This is a genomic window from Coprococcus phoceensis (assembly GCF_900104635.1).
GTDB classification, from domain to species: domain Bacteria; phylum Bacillota; class Clostridia; order Lachnospirales; family Lachnospiraceae; genus Faecalimonas; species Faecalimonas phoceensis.
This window is the reverse complement of record NZ_FNWC01000007.1, coordinates 216,471-235,679: the sequence shown is the minus strand read 5'-3', so window position 1 is coordinate 235,679 and position 19,209 is coordinate 216,471. Positions and strand designations below refer to the sequence as shown.

Below are 19,209 nucleotides of genomic sequence, written 5' to 3'. Positions count from 1 at the left end.
CAGGAAACCTTTTCAGATTTCCTGCTTAGCAAAGCTGTGAAGATTTAATTATTGTGGTTGAGTTTCCGGTTATGTAAACTGGAATTTTTCTTTTTAGAATGAATTATTTATTTTCTACAATAGCACCATATTTCGTATGTGGAAGATATTGTACCTTTAAATAAGTATTTTTATCAACATACCTTGAAAATACTGTGATTTCGATTTCATCATCTTTAACTTTATCATATAGAAAAATACTTCTTCTTTCAGAAGATATATCTGCACCACCATGAGATTGTTCAGTTACATATCCTTCTGCATAACTATACTGTTTGTTTATGATGTAAGGCATATCTAAAACAAAATCTTTCAAATATAAGATTAAAAGAATAGCTACTATAACAAGAATGGTATTAGCCAATCGAAGAAATATTATATCATTTTTTCCAGTATATTCTTTTTTTATCGCTTTTTTATCAAAAAATATCGAATAGATAAGTTTTCTTTTTTTAATTAGATAGATAATGCAAGCAATTAAAGCTATAACAAATAATGAAACTCTTATAAACAATCTAAATATAGCAAAATCCATAATATCATTCCCTTAAACTTCCGATTTGTTGCTTACATTATACTCTATCAACCTAAATAATGGAAGATTTTTTCTTGTCTCCTAAAGCAAAAGCACCTGTCATTTTCAAAACGAAAATAGCAAGTGCCTTAAAGTTCCATATTCAATTTTAGGTGCAAAAAATCAGGAGACCTTTTTGGATCTCCTGCTTAGTAAAACTCTTATTTTTTTATAATTTCTATATTTTCACATCGTTCCTGAAGCATTTTTAATAGTTCTTCAGAATAGCGCACAGAAAATAATATCCTCTTGTCCGAAGATAAAACATTGATATAATTACCCAATTTTTCATAAAACGCTTCCGATAATGACCTATTAGGACGAACATAAGGTTCTCCTATTGCTTCTTTATAAAAAATTTTTTTCCTATATCCAGAAGCTTCATGACGCAGCACATAAGTATCTTCAAATTTTACCCAATATGATTTTTCTATTGTATGTCCCAAAAAAGGTATCCCTAAAAATATAACTATCCAAAGAACACCAAGCAACACTCCTGTAAATAATGGATTATCAGTGCTTAAACTCATGACAATGAAAACAACGAAAAAAAATAACATTTGGATAGAATAGGTAATCATAAATACCTTATCTATAAATAATCCCTTTTCCCAAAACTCTTTTATAGATTGCTTTTCCCAAAATAAATAATGCTTCATATTTATTCCTCATCTCAGTTTCCATAATTATAATTCCCAGAAATATACTGTGTTCATTATACTTCATCAACCTAAAGAATGGAAGATATTTTCTTGCTCCCTAAAGCAAAAGCACCTGTCATTTTCAAAACGAAAACAGTAAGTGTCTTAGAGTTCCATATTCAATTTTGTGTGCAAAAGAAGCAGGAGACCTTTTCAGATTTCCTGCTTCTTCTAAATGATAATTATTTCGTCTAATTACTGAAAATCGGGAATTTCCTCACAAAATTCCTCGTTATAATAAGGCACGCCATCTTTGATACCCATAGTGATTTTTGAATCTAAATCCAAATAGTATCCCTCATACTGATAATCTGCCACTTCTTCTGATTCCTCTATCAATTTCTTCAGAGTTTCAGCAGCTTGCAAACTCTCAGCATTGTTCAGACCACCAATCGCCGGTCCGCTGCTTCCCTCATACACTTCCAAGTAAATTTTTTCAGAAGATTCAGGCTCAACAAACAGAATATAAGAGTAAGCATCTTCAGAATTCTGCGTTTCATAATTAGGTTCTCCAAATAATGCACGCAGTCTGCCATAGGCGATTACAGGTTCTAAATCTAAGTTTGTAAGATTGCTGCTGTTTTCCGGTATACTTGTCAGGCTTGTGTCTTTCTTGAAATCAGATATTGTCATAGCATTTTCTCCTTCCGATACATTGTTCCCTAATGCACAACCGCTTAAGCATAGTGAAACAAGTAACACCAATGTTAATAATTTTTTCATGATAGCTGTTACCTCTTTAAGATTCTCAAATAGTGTATCTCCATTATACTTCATCAACCTAAAGAATGGAAGATATTTTCTTGCTCCCTAAAGCAAAAGCACCTGTCATTTTCAAAGTGAAAACAGCAAGTGCCTTAGAGTTCCATATCCTGTTTTTTGCTTTTCGCCGGAATTGTCCGGCTGACTTCACGCTCTGCAATTTCTTTCTTTTTGCGGCTCAACTGATCTATAATGGAACTTTTGGCTTTCTTCTTGATTTGCTCCGTTCCGGCTTTTTTGACCTCCGGTTTCATCAGCGTAGTTTGGATTTTCTGAATGGTTGATTTCATAGCGTTTGTGATTCTGGCAATCACGCCATCCAATCGTTTCACTGCATACTCAACTTCTTTCTTTGAAGCCTTACGCTCAGGGGAGAGAACCCATGCCTTAGACTGCTCCACCAACTTAATATCCTCCTTGTGCGTTTCCAGTTTCACAGTATCAGCAACGACCTCAACCGCCTTGTCATAGGCAATATCGGCGACCTCGTCCACCAGAGCTTCCACATCCTCAATCTTCATTGTGAGTTCTTCCAACTTTTGCTCCTGTACTGCCAGTTGCTCCTTTTGCTTGAAAAGAATATAGTCCTGTTTTTCCAGATAAGCACGCCCACCATATTCCGGTTCTTCTTCCAGTTGCAAGCCATGCTTTTTCGCCACATCGAACAGCAGCACTCGGCAAGCTGAATCGAAAGTCATCTTGCGGTTATTTTTTCTTCCGACAGGCTTTTCCGGTTCCGGCAGTTCAAACCCCAGTGCTTCCAAAGCCTTTTCCTGTTGTGGGGCAATCTCCCCATATTGATTTTCACAATCGAACACATGACGCTCGTGAATATGAGGGGTGCTTTCATCCAAGTGCAGCGCCCAATTCAGGATATGGACATGAGAGCCGAAACGCTCATTTACGATTTCCATAAATTCTGTGACGATCTCAATGAGCAATTCCGGTGGAACATGATTATCAAGCGTTCCAATCTGATAGACCGTTTCCTCTGGACAGGTCTTTTTGCTTTTGAGCAAATCTCCGGTTTCCTTATTTCTTTCAGGGTGTCGGTTCTTCACATTTCTTTCGTTCTGCCTGGTCACAAAATCACGATACCGCTGACGATAAAAAAGCTGTTCCACATCTTCAAAAGTGGCAGACAGCTCATTTTCCTTTTCGGGATTTTTGAAATTGCGGAAGCCATTGTAACAGTCCCAATAGAGATTTTGTTTGGCTCGTTCTTCGTCAATGTGTTCGCTGTTGGCAATGTCAAAACTGCGGTCATTGTGCTTCGGATTATAAACGCCATTCTTTCCGGCTCGTCCATTGTGCCTTGTTAATTTCACATGAGTTCCTCCTTTTCTTTTTGATTTCCCCGACAGGGGAGAAGGGCAGCGAAGCTGATTCCATGCGGCTTTCTGCGTCAAGTAATACCCAGTACTAAGTGGCGAAACGCCACTTAACTGGGCAAGGCTGCCGCCCTTGACCTGCACAGGGATATTGCATTCCCTGTACCCATGCACAAAGGGTTGCACCCTCCGTACTCCCGCCCGAACAAACTGACTTCGCCCCGTCCCAAGCTCTGTCAGTTCCTTCGGTTTTACAAAACAGTCCACCGGACTATTTTGCAAAAAGAAAAACCGACGCATGATCGCTTTACGCTCAATACATCGGTTTCTTCATCTGACCTTGACGGTCATATTAAGTTGTGGCAGATTGCAGATAGTCTACAAATGGATAAACAAAAACGACCAACTATGTAGCTGATCGTCCTTGCGTGGTTGCCTTAAAAAGTAGTTGATAAACACCCTACTGTTGAAAAGTTTGTTGTCATTTACATCTATTATTTTTGAATAGAAAAATTCCTTTATAGATGATAAAAGGAATTGAACCGATTACTCCAGCAAGTGTATAAATCGGGAAAGTAACAAATCCAATTATAATTTTAGGTGCGATAGGAGTTAGCCATTTCTTAACTAAACCGCTATAAAAAATCAAACCTGTTGGCATTCCAGCAAAAAGCAATCCAAAAGAAAGAATACTTCTTGTAAATCCTAATGGTTCAGGAACAGACATATTTTGACTTGTCCAAAACGCAATGTACTCAGGGTCACTAAGCTGATTCATTTGATTAAGTGCTACAAAATAACCAAGTACACAACCAATAATTAAAAATAAACATATAAGCAATATTTGTTTCAACTCTTTTTTCATATTTCATCTTCCTTTACGGTCATATTCAGTTGTCTAACATCGTACTGTTATAAAATCTATGTCATTTACGATTTTTCTTATGCTGATTTGCCCAGTAAGATTTTACAGGGATTCTTCTTCTTTTTATGTCCTCCATAAATTCTTCTTTGTCAATATTACTATCAATGGTAAATAATTTTTCTCCATTTACATATACACGCATAGAACCTTTCTTTCTCTCGCAATAGGTAATATCTTCAAAGTGAAAAGTTCTCTTTCTGCCAAAAGTTGAACGCCATGTGATTTCATCTCCGTTCACTTCCAGTTTCCACATAATCATATTCAATGAGCCGATTAAAGAAACAATAAAGAAAATGCTAAAAACGAGTGGTGGAAACAAATCATCTTGTTGAATAGCACTGGCTACCGTAGCTCCCCCAAAAAGAAACACCGCCAATACAAAAAACATAGTAAGTACTTTTTCGGTTTTTATTATATAATGCGTCCTTATTATTCCCTTTTTCTGTTCTTCCTCTCGTTCTTTAGATCTCTTTTGCTGAAGATTTACAATATATGACAAAAGAAGAAGTACAACTAAATAGGGACCTATTTGTGTAATTATATTCAAACACATTCGTAAAAAACCATTCATTTTTTGCCCTCCATAGTTCCAGCTATATAAAAATGATTGTTTGAAATCGAGTATTAAAAACCTCAATTTTTCATATCTCATTATACTTCATCAACTTAAAGAATGGAAGAAAAAATTTTGTGTACAGAGTTCCTGTTCAAGCCTTGTAACGCACATTTCTGCAAAATCCATAGTCCCCGATACTTTCCTCACGGGTGATATACAGTCGGAATTCTGTCAGCTCATGAAATAAGAAAAACCGACGCATGATCGCTTTACGCTCAATACATCGGTTTCTTTATCTGACCTTGACGGTCATATTCAGTTGTGGCAGATTACAGGTAATCTACAAATTTCCCAAAACAAAATAGGATATTTATTTTTATTCTATTCAACTACATACCCATATTCTGTGTGTGGTAAATACCTTACAGTTATCTTATCTCCTAAATCGCTACCTGTTCCCCAATATTTTAATGAATGTTCTTCTCCAGTTTTCTCATCTCTAATATGTATTCTTCTTTCACTATTAGAGTTTTCTCCTGACATTGCACCTTGTGTAACTTCTCCGGTAACTTCAACTAAATTGTTAGATAGTAAATAAGGTATATCCAAGCAACAAGGAACAGTTATAAATATACCGAGAATCAATAACCCAACAACTGCCATCACATTGATTATTTTTTCCCATTTTTGATATTTTATTTTTTCTTCTTCATTGACAGCCTTTCGTTTTATAAACTTCCCATTTTTCTTTCTATGCAAAACATACATAATTAAGACTATAAATGATACTATAATCACTCCAAAAGTTCTAAACATCAATAATGCCATAAATTTGTACTCCTTTCAAAGCGACACGCTATTTATTAACAGCTTTATCAGCTAATCTTTTATCTCCCCATGGCGTTTTCAGCATAGGCTCATTATCAATAATTCCTGCTCTTAAAATTTCAAGGGGTTTTTCTAATTGTAAGATGTTTTTATTATCTATAATAATAGCAGTTTGAAATTCCTCAAAACTTTCAAAAACTCTGTCTTGAAATATAAAAGATATATTTTCTTTACATTCCTCTGCGTTAGCAGGTAAAACACAGGAACCCATCACATATTTTTTCTCATTATAGGAAAACTCAATAAGAGTAAAAGCCATATCATTATCATAATCAGACTTGATAATTTCCATTAGATCTTTTGCTTCAATAATGAGCGTTGGCTTTTCATTTTTCTTAAAACCAAACATGAATAACACCTCCAAGAATTAACTTTATCTTATTTTTCATTATACTTCATCAACTTAACGAATGGAAGAAAAAATTTGTGTGCAGAGTTCCTGTTCAAGCCTTGTAACGCGCATTTATGCAAAATCCATAGTCCCCGATACTTTCCTCACGGGTGATATACAGTCGGAATTCTGTCAGCTCATGAAATAAGAAAAACCGACGCATGATCGCTTTACGCTCAATACATCGGTTTCTTCATCTGACCTTGACGGTCATATTCAGTTGTGGCAGATTAGCCAATTTGAAAAATTACTCTGGCACATCTACTGAGTAGCTCAGACAATCGCCTCTTTTATTGCTTTTCAAATCGTTATAATACCACATATACATCGTTCTACCATATTCTTCATATTCTATAATCCCATCTGGCTTTTGACCTTCTACTTCTAATGAGTAAATTTCTTTATCATGTGCATAGCCAAAAACGAATCTGGTATCCGGATAATTTGGATTTAAGTCTTGTTGAATATCACTTATTGTTAAAGATAAATGGATAAATTTTTTGAAGTCTCCCCCATAAGTGGTATCTGGTGTAGTGGTAGCTGGTGTAGCATTTACAAACGCATATTGTGTACTTTCATTTTCTATCTTTTTTTTGCAGCGTACAATCACAAAACCTTGAACGGGATCGTTATCACTTCCTGCCCGATAGAAAACCGTATCATACTGTTTGCCATTCCATATATGCAATATTTCATCAACATGATTAAGAAAATCTTCTGGAGCTGATAAATTTTCATGTTCTGCTTTTAAGGGGGAATTCAAAATAGCTTCTTCGATAGAGTTATAATATGTAAGTTTAGAATCGTCTTTGCCATTATCTGTCAACTTAAACTCAATATACTCATTTCCTTTGTTTTCTTCTTCCGGAACATAAGTATAACGACCATTTTCAATATGGTCATCATAATCAACAAACAGTCCAATACATATCAGCGCTGCAAAAATTAAAAAAACTATTCCTATAATGATTAGCAATATTTTCAAAAATTTTTTCATACAAAAGTCCACCTTCTTGCTTCATTTCAGTAAATTATATCATACCGACATGAACAATTCAATTCACACTCTATCAAGTAGTTTTTTACTTACCCGTAACGCGCATTTATGCAAAATCCATAGTCACCGATACTTTCCTCACGGGTGATATACAGTCGGAATTCTGTCAGCTCATGTAAGAAAAACCGACGCATGATCGCTTTACGCTCAATACATCGGTTTCTTCATCTGACCTTGACGGTCATATTCAGTTGTTTAACATCGTACTGTTATAAAATCTATGTCATTTACGATTTTTCTTATGCTGATTTGCCCAGTAAGATTTTACAGGGATTCTTCTTCTCTCTATATCCTCCATAAATTCACTATCATCAACACCGCTGTCAATAGTGAATAATTTTTTGCCATTGACATATACACGAATAGAATTTCCCTTCATCTCGCAATATGTAATATCTTCAAAGCGAAAAGTTCTCTTTCTTCCAAAAGTTGAACGCCATGTGATTTCATCTCCGTTCACTTCCAGTTTCCACATAATCATGTTCAATGAGCCGATTAAAGAAACAATAAAGAAAATACTAAAACCAATTGGTGGCAATAAATCATCTTGTTGAATAGCACTGGCTACCGTAGCTCCCCCAAAAAGAAACACCGCCAATACAAAAAACATAGTAAGTACTTTTTCGGTTTTTATTATATAATGCGTCCTAATTATTCCCTTTTTCTGTTCTTCCTCTCGTTCTTTAGCTCTCTTTTGTTGAAGATTTACAAGATATTTCAAAAGAAGAAGTACAACTAAATAGGGACCTATTTGTGTAATTATATTAAAACACATTCGTAAAAAATCATTCATTTTGCCCTCCATAGTTCCAGATATATAAAAATGATTGTTTGAAATCGAGCATTAAAAACCTCAATTTTTCATATTTTATTATACTTCATCAACTTAAAGAATGGAAGAAAAAATTTTGTGTGCAGAGTTCCTGTTCAAGCCTTGTAACGCACATTTCTGCAAAATCCATAGTCCCCGATACTTTCCTCACGGGTGATATACAGTCGGAATTCTGTCAGCTCATGAAATAAGAAAAACCGACGCATGATCGCTTTACGCTCAATACATCAGTTTCTTCATCTGACCTTAACGGTCATATTCAGTTGTGGCAGATTACAGGTAATCTACAAAAATTATTTTTTCCATATAACTTCACCACAATGCGGACACTTTTTGGGAATGATTAAATTGCTATTTTCATATTGAATTAAAGATATTTTCTTATTCTTGCGGTCACAAATATCTTTAACTTCTTTATTTACAAGACTACCTCCTTCTTCTCCTAAATATCCCAAAGTAGTCTTATACCATGGAAATTTTCCTTTACATACAGGGCATTTCCATAAAAACAGGAAAATGTATTCAAAAAAGAAAGACACCAACCACATCAAAAAGGTTAAGAAAAATATGACTAAGCAAACAAGTCTAATATAATTAGGCAACACTCCTTTTATAGGCAACATTTCTTTTAGGAAAACCGCAATCCCCCCTATAGCAAGTGATGGCACACAAATATATGGCAAAATACGAAATATTTTTTTATTCACTATACTTATCTTGTTTAATGAAGAAATATTTTTATATACAAATTCTACCTTACTTTTTTCCATATATACTGCCTCCCGAAAAGCTCACTTCTAAAATTATCTTTTGTCTATTATACTTCATCAGCCTAAAGAATAGAAGAAAAAATTTTGTGTACAGAGTTCCTGTTCAAACCTTGTAACGCACATTTCCGTAAAATTTATAGTCTCCGATACTTTCCTCACAGGCGATAGGCAACGGTCAAAACATCAGGTTTGCACCTGACATTTTAACCGCATATCAGCCCTGATTATCACAGTATCCCTGCTGGCTGTTCAGCCCATGCTTTTTCGCATATTCACTGGCTTTCTGTCTGCGTTCCTCGCTGTAAGGCGGCAGGAAGCGGATAGACAGACGGGACTTTGCCAGCACATAAGAAACACCGCCTTGAACATTGGATTTTTCCAGTCGGCAAAGGTCAGGGTACTTCTTAGCAAAAGCAGCCAACCTCTTTTTCAATCCGGCGTTGTGGGTGTAGATATTTGCCTTGTCCTCGCCCTCATTAAAGAGAACGATTGTTTCTTTCTCAATCTTCGTCAGTCTCGTCATAGCAGCCCTCCCTACGGTTTTTCAACACCCTCAGCCTGCGGTAAAAGCAACGATACCACCTTTCAACACCCTCAGCACTCAGCTTGACGGAAAGCATATAAAACAGCTTCTTCGCCGCCGGATCGGGTGCAAGGGCAGCCACCATACGCAAACGCTCGACAGTTGCTTTCAGGTTCGGACAGCCAAAGGCATAAAGGGCTTCCATTTCATTCCGGTTCATCTTCATTGTGTTTTCCTCCTTAAAGTTTGATAAATGAAAAGCGACAGACACTTCATAAGGAAATACCTGTCGCTTCGTTGACGATATAAAATTGTTGGTTTTGGACTTGATAAAATCAGCAGTAAATCATTTCCTGTCTGATGATTTCTTCGGCTCGGTTACGGATAGAGTTCATGGACTGTACCCACAACATCTGATTGTCTGCTTTCATGGTTTCGGTCACACCCTCGGCTTGTTTCATCTGCTCAATGATAAGGCTGCACCTTTCCGCTGCCTGTTCGTTCAGGTCAGCAAGGTAAGTATGCAGTTCGCCGGATAAACAGAGGGCAGATAACCTTGCAGGGCGGTACTGCTCCAAATATGTCCTGTGCAGTCTGCCCCACATACCGATAGGGCGGTGTTCCTCCGGCAGCTTCAAGTCCGGCACATAGTAATCGCCCACAAGAACATAGTCCAGACCATTGCTTTCATCATGGATTCGTGGTTTCAATTCTGTCATGCTATTTTTTCTCCTTTCACTTTTTGCCGATTTGATTTGCTTGTGGCGTTCTGTTCAAAACACACATTGCTATCAGAGCTTTTTTCTTCTGGTATACGCTCATGCTCCGCAAATTCTTTTGATTTCTCACGAATCTTTTTCATATACTTACGATTGGATTCTCGTTTTCTGCGAAGTCGTTCCGCCTCTTTTTCAGCAGCAATCCTTTCTTCCTCTGTTGGTTCATGCTGCTCCACAGGTACTTGAAATTGCCCGACATAGTTAAGATATATCTCCACCTCTGTGGTGCGGTCTGCACCTTTTCCTTGTGGCTCGTGAACCAGAATTTTGTCGATAAATTCATTTATCATGGCAGGAGTAAGTTCTGTAATGTTCTCATACTTTTTGACCAGCTTTAGAAAACGCTCCACATTATTTTGACCGCCTATAATCCGTTGCATATCAGCGGTGTCAGTCTCAATAATCTTGTTCAGCTCGTTCTGCTCATTTTCATAATCAGTAAGCATACTCTGAAAAAGTCTGTCCGGCAATCTTCCAATCACATTATCTTCATAGATTTTCCTGATAAGCATATCCAGTTCGTGAACTCGCTTCTGATTTCTTTCAATGCGGTTTTTTACAGTTTCAGAAATAGCAATATCTTTCATCGCCGATTCTTCTTGCAGAGAATAGACAAACTCCTGCTCATTCAAAGAAACATAATGGCTTTCCTTTTTTATCCGAATAAGTACTGCTTCTTCTTTATCCTAATCTTCCACATTATTTATCAATCACATTACAGATATTTTTTCATCCTTTAATCTCATTAGCAAAACTTCTACATTTTCATTATATCTGTCTATTTTTATTGGTTTTTCTCCTTTTACATAAATAATTATGTACTCCTTTTCTATTATACTTTTGTGTTGCTCAACCTTTGTAATCTCTTTAAATTCAACTGTCCGCATTTTCTTTAGAAAATCTTTCTTATAAAGTTTGTCTTGTACTTCCAGTTGATCATACCAATAGACACCGCTGTAATAAAGCAACAGTAAATCTATCACTCCCAGCAACAGATACATCCAAATTTTCCCATCTCGAGTCAAAAATAATACAATTGTAAAAAAAGTATAAATGCAGAAACCTATGATAGGCAATATTTTCCGGATAATCATTGGCTCTACGATGCAGTGCTCTTTCGTAGATGGAATCAATTCTTCTTCATCTATCCCCCTTTTTTTCAAAATAATTAGTAAATCATAAACATCTCCTTCTGCATCCATTTCATACTGGAATATCTTTTTCTCCCCTTGATAAAAGCGATATTGATTTCTTCTCTTTCCTACGCATCTTGTAATATCTTCAATTCTATATTTCCTTGTAATTCCTAATGCAGAACGGTAGATAATCTCTTGTGTGTCATATTCTATCTTCCATATGTATCCATATAATGTCAGAACAATTCCTAATACTGTAAATCCTATAGATACCAACAAACAAATCAACATAAAATAACAATTTTCTATCTGTTGTACAAATTCCCATTTGAAGATCTGACTTAAAATAAAAGCAATAGTTGTACAACCAAAAAATATTCCGCATGGTAATCCTACTTTCAAGATGCTGGGTGCTGTAATTATATATTTTTTTGTCTGCTTTCTGGATTTCTGCTTTTTTGTTACCTCAACGTCTTTCTGTTCCTTATATTTTTTCATAGCGTATTCAGCTATTCTTATGGATAAAAGAATGCTGATTACTGGTACAAGTTCTTTAATATTCATAGCTGGTCTCCTATCCCATTACTCCACAAATTTCTAACGTTTCTTCACCATCTTTATCGACCTTAATATTGTTGCTTAATATCAACATTATCCAATCATCACTGTTTTCTATTGGCAAAAAATCTTTTAACATATCTTTAATATATCCTTTTATATTTGCATGCCCTTTAATTACATATATGTCAGTTTCATATTCCAGCTGATTAGCAAGTAGTTCTTTACTATTTCCAACTATTGATGATTGAGCGTATTTTTTTAATAATTCTTTGTGTTTTAAGGCATACGAACTATCAACTCTTCGTCTGAGTCCGCTTGGAGTCTTCCCACTTGCTTTTATTTCATCTAATACTTTTTTTCTCGCATCTCTTGTCTTTGCATTTGCAGATATTTCCTGAGCAGTCGGTGTTTTTCCTGCCTTAGCATTTCGTATACTGGTAAATTTATATGCAATCCCACCAACAACACCACTAACCATCGCATCTTCTGCCACCTGTCCTATATCTATTTCCCCACTTTCCCCATACTGCTTCAACACACTGTTAATTCCTCCTCCAACTCCAGCCGATAATCCTACAGCTACTGATCCTACACCCGGAATCGCACTTACTCCTGCAACAATTCCGCCTTCAATAGCACTTCCAAAAAAAGAACCAACATTAAATTTTTTCTGTTTTCCTCTCGCAATATTTATCCCTTGCGATATTAAATTTATTCCTGCTCCTACACCTGCTCCAATAGCTGCTGTAGCTAAAATCGCTGTTATCAGAAATTTTCCATTCAGATCAATGTATGCTAACGGGTTTTCAGCACAGTATTGATACTTGTTAATAGAGTAAGGGTGTCCCGTAACTCCGCCTACGAAATCTTCACTAACAAATCTTCCGACTTCCGCCTGATACTCTCTTGCCTGCGCATAATAGGTTCCTGCTACATTGTCTCTCTGGTAGCCTGTATAGCCAAACACTTGCAAGACTCCCTGGTTCCCATACAGATCCTCTCCAAAAGCTCCGTATCCATAGGTTTCTCTGGTAAATCCGCTTTCATCTTCAATACGTAGTGGGCTTCCCAGTTCGTCCTGAAGGTAATAGTTCCTTTCCCCATTCTCTTCATACGCTGCCACATTCCCGTCCCAGAAGTATCTCTGGCTCCGGTTTTCCTCTGTCCGCTCCAGAAGGTTATAATACTGCCTGGTCAGGTCCAGGGTATAGGTGATCTGCCGGCTGTTTCCGATTTCCATGCCGATCCTGCTTTGTGGGTCCAATTTCTCCAGCTTCTCTTTTGGAAGGACACCTTCCTGCTTTCCTATCCGGTGTCCCAGTCCGTTGTACTGGTATCTTGCCTGTTTTCCTGCCGCATCCACTGCTTCTTCCAGACGGTTGATGGCACCATAGACATACTGTTTTTTCCATGCCCCATTTTCTTGGATGCCGGTTAGGTTTCCTCTCTTATCGTAGCCGTACTCTTTCCAGACTTCTCTATGCTTTTCGCTCACCATCTGGTTGAGGATATTGTACTGGTACGAAGTCCTTTCGCCATTTTCTTCTTTCCATGTACGGTTTCCAAAGGCATCATATCCATACGCTGTCTGTATCTGTCCGTCCTTTTGGATTTCTGACAGTCTGCCCAATGCATCATACCCATAGCTGATGATCCGGCCTCCCTCTTTTAGTTCGAAAAGTCGTATCTGCTCATCATAGCCATAGTGCACGGTTTTTCCATCTGTATACAATTACATTCCTTCAGGATATATGATATTTTTCCCTTCTTTTTCCATTCGTTTCATAAAGTTAGAAAAATGCTCACACATTCCATCTACAAAAAAGGCTTTTTTCTTTCCCCCTTCCACATATATTTTCATTCCTCCTCTAGTCACTTTCCCATAACTAATATCAGAAAATTTCCAATGACGTTTAAAAATAAATGCTTTCACCACAGTAATATCATCACCATCTACAATGATATCCCATACCCCTTTTATAGGAGCTACCATGAGTAAAAAACCCGGAATTATTACAACTAATATAAAAATCACCATAATTGGTAATGGGATGTCCTGATTTTCTACTTGAGCAAAAACCAAGGCACCAATGACTATTATCATTACTATAGTTCCCAATCCTGCAAAATCTAGTGGAGCTCGTACGACAAATTTTTTCAATGCTCCTGTTTTTTTCCTACTTTTTTTTGCTAATAAGTCCATTATTCCCGTTACAATAAATGCTACAATAAGAATTCTTAAAAAAAGCATACTCTTTCCTCCTACTATTCTAGGCATAATACAGCTTCTAGTTCCTCGTTTGTAATAGTTTTTAGCATTTTATCTAAAATTTGGTTGGTATAATTTTTTATTTCATTTGTTTCCGTTACCCATTCCTCCCCTTGATTATAAATATCATTTAATATACGTTTAAGTTCCTCTTTTATATTTATTCCTGGCATATAACTTGATTGTAAATCTGTAACTTTATCAATTACTTCCATTCCAGATACTCCTATAAATCCATTCATATATGTACTAAATCTTGGTTTAACAATCTTGTTATTTTTCCAAGCATTTCTAGCACGTGTAATTTGACTTCTATAGTACCTATCAGATTTAAAAATTTTATTTCCCCACTTAGTACCTTTTATTTTCCCAAAATTTCCCTCTATTTCTTTGATACCGTCTGTCGTTTTTTCATTTAACCATTTTTTTGCCAATTGACGCTGTAATAAGTACCTGACACCTCATCTCTTTGGTAGCCCGTATAACCAAACGGCTGTATCTTCCCCTGGTTCTGGTACAAAAATGGTATTATTTTCTATTCTTTTTTAATTGATTGACATAATAAGATTTTACTGGTATTCTTCTCCTTTTTATATCTTCCATAAATTCTGTTTTGTCTATATTGCTATCAATCGTAAATAACTTTTCTCCATTTACATACACTCGAATAGAACCTTTTTTTCTTTCACAATATGTAATGTCATCAAAATAAAATGTCATCTTTTTACCAAATGTGGAACGCCATATGATTTTATCTCCATTCACTTCAAGTTTCCACATTATCATATTCAATGATCCGATTAAAAAAACAACAAATGCAATACCAAACACAAAAAGAGGGAAGAAATCTTCCTGTTGAATAACACTTGCCACCACCAAACCACCTGTAAAGAAGATTCCTATAATAAATATAATAGTTAATATTTTTTCTGTTTTTACTACATAACAAGTTCTAATAATACCCTTTTTCTGTTCCTCTTCCCTTTCTTTAGCCTTTTTTTGTTGAGCTCGTCCAATATATCCTAAAACAGCGAACACAGCCAAATATGGCATCATTTGTATAAATATTTCAAAAAACATATATGTTCCTCCATTTTCATTTTACTTCCTATGCTTCACATCGTTCAACATTATTTATTCCTTGTGTGGTTCCTAATTGTAATATCATTACTTTTTCCTGCAATTTTTTCCCAAAATTTTCCCCTATTTCTTTGATACCGTCTGTCTTTTTTTCCTTTAACCATTTTTCTGCTAATGAATCCTGTAGTTCTTCAAGTTCAGATACCTTTTTTATTGCACGTTGATAACTTTTTCCATGTTGCCGTTTTTTGTCATATCCCGCCTTATGTAATTTCGCCTTATATACATCGTCATTTGTTTTTCTCAATTGTTCTTGAACCGTAGGTCCTTTCCCTTTAATTTTATATTTTCCAACACCATAAGTTACGGCATCAATACCTCCAGCTATCACTACTGAGTTCCAATCAACCTCATTCAATTTTTTATCGTCTGCATAAATTTGAGATGCAACACTAGTAGCTGCTCCTGTAGCACCCGTAGCAAGTATGCCACCAACTATTCCAATTCCACTTCCTGCAATTCCACCTTTTACAGCACCACTTACTGCATCTACCGCCACTTCTTTCAAGTTTACCTTTCTATCCAAAACCACTTGTGTTACTATTGATGAAATTCCAGATACTAAAAAACCAATCCCTGCTCCTGCAATTATTGTTGGAAATTCCCCATCATAATCCACATATTTAAAAGGATTATCCCAACAATATCCATATCTATTAAGTGTTTCTGGATACTCAATAAAGCCGACAATCAAATCCTGCCCTGCAAACCTTCCGTTCTCTGCGAGATATTCTCTCGCCTGGGCATAGTAGGTTCCTGCTATCTCATCTCTTTGGTATCCCGTATAGCCAAACGGCTGTATTTTCCCCTGGTTCTGATACAGGTCTTCCCCAAAGGCTCCGTATCCATAGTTCTCTTTGATTGTTCCAACGCTGTCCTCAAGCCTCAGCGGGCTTCCCAATTCGTCCTGAAGGTAATAGTTCCTTTCCCCATTCTCCTCATACGCTGCCACGTTCCCATCCCAAAAGTATCTCTGGCTTTGGCTTTCTTCTGTCCGCTCCAGAAGGTTATAGTACTGTCTGGTCAGATCCAGGGTATAAGTAATCTGACGGCTGTTTCCAATCTCCATGCCGACTCTTCTCTGCGGGTCCAGCTTCTCCAGTTTTTCTTTTGGAAGGACACCCTCCTGCTTTCCTACCCGGTGTCCCAGCCCGTTATACTGGTATCTTGCCTGTTTGCCTGCCGCATCCACCGCTTCTTCCAGACGGTTCATTGCTCCATAGACATACCGCTTCTTCCATGCCCCATTTTCAAGAATAGCGGTTAAGTTTCCTCTCTTATCATAACCGTACTCTTTGCGGATTTCCCCCTGTCTTTCGCTTACCAGCTGGTTCAGGGCATTATACTGATAAGAGGTTTGTTCCCCGCGTTCTTCTTTCCATGTACGGTTTCCAAAGGCATCATAACCATACTGTGTCTGGATTTCTCCGTCCTTTTGGATTTCTGACAGCCTGCCCAGGGCATCATACCCATAACGGTACTGTCCGCTCTCACGCTCCAGCCCTCTTCTTTCCTTGGTGATTCCGGTCTTATTTCCCAAAAGGTCATACAGATAGGTGTAGCGGTCAAGGATGCCCTCCTGGTCTTGATGCAACAGTTCTGTCAGCTGGTCTTTTTTGTCGTAAGCATAGGTGGTCTTTGTTCCATTCGGGAACTGTTTTTCACACAGTCTTCCCACCGGATCATACCCATAGGTAATGACGCTGTCTCCTTCTTTTAATTCCGAAAGCCGGAGCTGCTCATCATAGCCATAGAAGACCGTTTTTCCATCCGGATAGGTAATGCTTCTTCTCTCTCCTGCTTTTCCATAGGTATAGGATACTTCCCTTCCATCCGGGTACTGCACCTTTTGTGCCCTTCCCAGTGCATCCGGGGTGATCCTTGTGCTTCCCAGCCAGTCCTGTATCTCAATCAGCTGCCGGAGCGGATTATAGGACAGTTTCACTTCCTTTCCGTCTGCATACTGGATACCGGATAAGTCTCCCTGTTTTGTATAAGCATACTTGGTCAGATACCCTTCCTTATCCAGTTTTCCAAGAAGCTGCCCCTTTTTATCATAGGTATAGGTTTCCTTCTGTCCCAGTGCATCGACAGTTTCTGTGACCTGTCCCCGCAGGTCTCTGGTATAACGGGTGATCTGACACAACCGTTTCCTTCCATTCTGTCTCTCTGCTTCCAAAAGTTTTGCATCCATACCGGATACTTCTGTATCCTCCTTCAGGATTCCCTCTGCACCATACTGGCGGATCTCAATGAGCCGGTCACAGACATCGTACCGATATTCCGTTTCATTTCCAAGGGCATCCGTCACCTTCGCAAGCTGCCCGCTTAAGGTATAAGCATACTGTTTGAAATAATCAATATCAATCATAAGCAGAGACAATGGCTTACCTGCCAGTTTCTTTTTATTTTTTTTCATATACCCTGTCAAATACTCACGGTTATACAATCTGCTCATGTGATCGGTGTAGCTCTTTTTTCGCCATTTTATCAGCAAAAATACAATATCAGCTAATATAATAATTCCTATGACACTTATAACTGTAATGATGATTTTTCTGATTTGATGCTGTTCCGTCAAAGAATAATATTGATGAATTTTTTCCGAATATTCTATATAATCAGTACTTAACTGCTGATTTTTAAGTTCAATCACTTTCACATATTGTTCACGGGTTGCGATATATGCATCCGTATTATTTTCCTGCATATAAATATCTGCCATATCAGAATAAGCATTTTTTTCGAGTCCAAGCCCCGCATCTGCTGAACATCTGACAATCTGCTGATACAACTCTAATGCTTCATCAAATCTTCCCTGTTCCTTATACCATCTTGCATAGGAATAATCTAAATACACATCCTTATTCAAAGAATATTCCACATCATCTGTGTTCAGCAACTCCTTTGCAGTTTCCAGTTCATACTCTGCCTGTTCAAGATTGCCCTCATCTATATACAGCTGTGCTCTTAGATTTCCCCGCAGAATTTGGATATCATCTTTCTGTGCTTCTGGTAATTTAGGTATCAATTCATCTAGCTCCTCCAGCACAGAAAGCACTTTTTTATGCTGTCCCAGCTCAAGATATGCGGTTCCTTCATTGACCAAAGCAAGACTGGCATCTGCCACCAGGTGATCATCCTCTCTTTTTCGGAAAATCTCCAAAGATTGCTCATAATATTCGATTGCTGCTTGATACTGTTCCAATCCATAAGCATTATCTCCAAGCACTGCAAAAAATTTTGACATGTATTTGGAATGATTCGGAATCAGAGGAGAGGATTCCAAGATCTCAAGGCCACGCCAACAATATTGTAAAGCAGCGGAATAATCCCCTGCTATCGAATATAATTGCCCAATGTTTCCATACAGCCTAACCTTACTTTCAGCTTTCAGTCCCTTCACATTTATCACATACTCTTCTAAAAGTCTGGCACCTTGCTTGTTATCCTCCTGGTTTTCCAAAAATATGGATGCGATTCTCCAGCATAGATCAACGTTATTTCTATACTCTTTTGATTGTGCCATATAATGTAACGCTTTTCGACTGTTTTCTGCGAAATCTTCTATTTCTCCTTCATCATATTGAAGCGATTCATTCAGTAGAACGTATGTATAGATTTTGATAAAATCATCGTCTTGTTCTTGAATTTTTTCCGCCGCTGAAGTAAACTCTTTCACCGCCGTCCGATAATCCTCCTTTGCATAAGCAGTTACACCTGCCAGAAAATCATGCTGACTGTTTTTTTCTGAAGACTGGAGATATGTTTTTATCTCGCTATATTGCTTTGTTTCTATCTCCTCTCCTTCTACGATAGCCTTTGCATAAGACAAAAGGGATTCCGCTTCACTTTCACGTGGTTTACTGATAAGCAGAACAATTGCCAACAACATTACTATTCCTACTATCAAAAATCTAATTTTCTTTATCATTCGTATCTCCTGACAATTTTTTCATTCATTTTTATCTCCCT

General features: G+C 37.3%; 21 protein-coding genes. All 21 read right to left on the bottom strand.

Annotation, left to right across the window (positions count from 1 at the left end):
• Positions 1 to 103 precede the first annotated feature (103 nt).
• Positions 104 to 574, bottom strand: a complete 471-nt coding sequence (locus BQ5364_RS04800; protein ID WP_071143754.1) for a hypothetical protein — start codon at positions 572 to 574, stop codon at positions 104 to 106.
• 200 nt (positions 575 to 774) lie between these two features.
• Positions 775 to 1,272, bottom strand: coding sequence for a hypothetical protein (locus tag BQ5364_RS04795; RefSeq protein WP_071143753.1), 498 nt, complete (start codon positions 1,270 to 1,272; stop codon positions 775 to 777).
• 237 nt (positions 1,273 to 1,509) lie between these two features.
• Positions 1,510 to 2,037: a hypothetical protein gene (locus BQ5364_RS04790; protein WP_235837121.1), complete on the bottom strand. Its 528-nt coding sequence runs from the start codon at positions 2,035 to 2,037 to the stop codon at positions 1,510 to 1,512.
• 134 nt (positions 2,038 to 2,171) lie between these two features.
• Complete coding sequence (locus BQ5364_RS04785) at positions 2,172 to 3,707, bottom strand: plasmid recombination protein (protein WP_182310910.1); 1,536 nt, start codon at positions 3,705 to 3,707, stop codon at positions 2,172 to 2,174.
• 181 nt (positions 3,708 to 3,888) lie between these two features.
• Positions 3,889 to 4,272, bottom strand: a complete 384-nt coding sequence (locus tag BQ5364_RS04780) for a hypothetical protein (RefSeq protein ID WP_071143751.1) — start codon at positions 4,270 to 4,272, stop codon at positions 3,889 to 3,891.
• Between the two features lie 61 nt (positions 4,273 to 4,333).
• Positions 4,334 to 4,903 (bottom strand): DUF6560 family protein, encoded by a 570-nt coding sequence (locus BQ5364_RS04775; protein ID WP_071143750.1) that lies wholly within the window; start codon positions 4,901 to 4,903, stop codon positions 4,334 to 4,336.
• A gap of 366 nt (positions 4,904 to 5,269) precedes the next feature.
• On the bottom strand, positions 5,270 to 5,716 hold the full coding sequence (locus tag BQ5364_RS04770) for a hypothetical protein (protein ID WP_003023134.1): 447 nt from the start codon (positions 5,714 to 5,716) through the stop codon (positions 5,270 to 5,272).
• Between the two features lie 28 nt (positions 5,717 to 5,744).
• Entirely contained in the window at positions 5,745 to 6,125 is a 381-nt protein-coding gene (locus BQ5364_RS04765) for a hypothetical protein (protein WP_003023131.1), read from the bottom strand.
• 289 nt (positions 6,126 to 6,414) lie between these two features.
• Positions 6,415 to 7,164 (bottom strand): hypothetical protein, encoded by a 750-nt coding sequence (locus BQ5364_RS04760; protein ID WP_019161659.1) that lies wholly within the window; start codon positions 7,162 to 7,164, stop codon positions 6,415 to 6,417.
• A gap of 283 nt (positions 7,165 to 7,447) precedes the next feature.
• Complete coding sequence (locus BQ5364_RS04755) at positions 7,448 to 8,017, bottom strand: DUF6560 family protein (RefSeq protein WP_235837120.1); 570 nt, start codon at positions 8,015 to 8,017, stop codon at positions 7,448 to 7,450.
• 332 nt (positions 8,018 to 8,349) lie between these two features.
• Positions 8,350 to 8,826, bottom strand: coding sequence for a hypothetical protein (locus tag BQ5364_RS04750; protein WP_003023125.1), 477 nt, complete (start codon positions 8,824 to 8,826; stop codon positions 8,350 to 8,352).
• 214 nt (positions 8,827 to 9,040) lie between these two features.
• Complete coding sequence (locus BQ5364_RS04745) at positions 9,041 to 9,349, bottom strand: molecular chaperone (RefSeq protein WP_071143748.1); 309 nt, start codon at positions 9,347 to 9,349, stop codon at positions 9,041 to 9,043.
• A complete protein-coding gene (locus tag BQ5364_RS04740; RefSeq protein ID WP_071143747.1) occupies positions 9,327 to 9,575 on the bottom strand; it encodes a ferredoxin in 249 nt (82 codons plus the stop codon). The genes BQ5364_RS04745 and BQ5364_RS04740 overlap by 23 nt, the downstream gene beginning before the upstream one ends.
• 109 nt (positions 9,576 to 9,684) lie before the next feature.
• Entirely contained in the window at positions 9,685 to 10,068 is a 384-nt protein-coding gene (locus BQ5364_RS04735) for a TnpV protein (protein WP_071143746.1), read from the bottom strand.
• A complete protein-coding gene (locus BQ5364_RS04730; protein ID WP_235837119.1) occupies positions 10,065 to 10,760 on the bottom strand; it encodes a DUF4368 domain-containing protein in 696 nt (231 codons plus the stop codon). The genes BQ5364_RS04735 and BQ5364_RS04730 overlap by 4 nt, the downstream gene beginning before the upstream one ends.
• A 78-nt stretch (positions 10,761 to 10,838) precedes the next feature.
• Positions 10,839 to 11,828 carry a DUF6560 family protein gene (locus tag BQ5364_RS04725; RefSeq protein WP_015541022.1) on the bottom strand — a complete coding sequence of 330 codons (990 nt, stop codon included), beginning with the start codon at positions 11,826 to 11,828 and terminating at the stop codon, positions 10,839 to 10,841.
• Positions 11,829 to 11,838: 10 nt separating this feature from the next.
• Positions 11,839 to 13,557, bottom strand: a complete 1,719-nt coding sequence (locus BQ5364_RS04720) for an RHS repeat domain-containing protein (protein ID WP_071143745.1) — start codon at positions 13,555 to 13,557, stop codon at positions 11,839 to 11,841.
• Entirely contained in the window at positions 13,558 to 14,076 is a 519-nt protein-coding gene (locus BQ5364_RS04715) for a DUF6560 family protein (protein ID WP_071143744.1), read from the bottom strand.
• A 14-nt stretch (positions 14,077 to 14,090) separates the two neighbouring features.
• Positions 14,091 to 14,528 carry a hypothetical protein gene (locus BQ5364_RS04710; RefSeq protein WP_004614534.1) on the bottom strand — a complete coding sequence of 146 codons (438 nt, stop codon included), beginning with the start codon at positions 14,526 to 14,528 and terminating at the stop codon, positions 14,091 to 14,093.
• Between the two features lie 94 nt (positions 14,529 to 14,622).
• Positions 14,623 to 15,174: a DUF6560 family protein gene (locus BQ5364_RS04705; RefSeq protein ID WP_004614535.1), complete on the bottom strand. Its 552-nt coding sequence runs from the start codon at positions 15,172 to 15,174 to the stop codon at positions 14,623 to 14,625.
• A gap of 28 nt (positions 15,175 to 15,202) precedes the next feature.
• A complete protein-coding gene (locus BQ5364_RS04700) occupies positions 15,203 to 19,168 on the bottom strand; it encodes an RHS repeat-associated core domain-containing protein (RefSeq protein WP_071143743.1) in 3,966 nt (1,321 codons plus the stop codon).
• Positions 19,169 to 19,209: the final 41 nt, after the last annotated feature.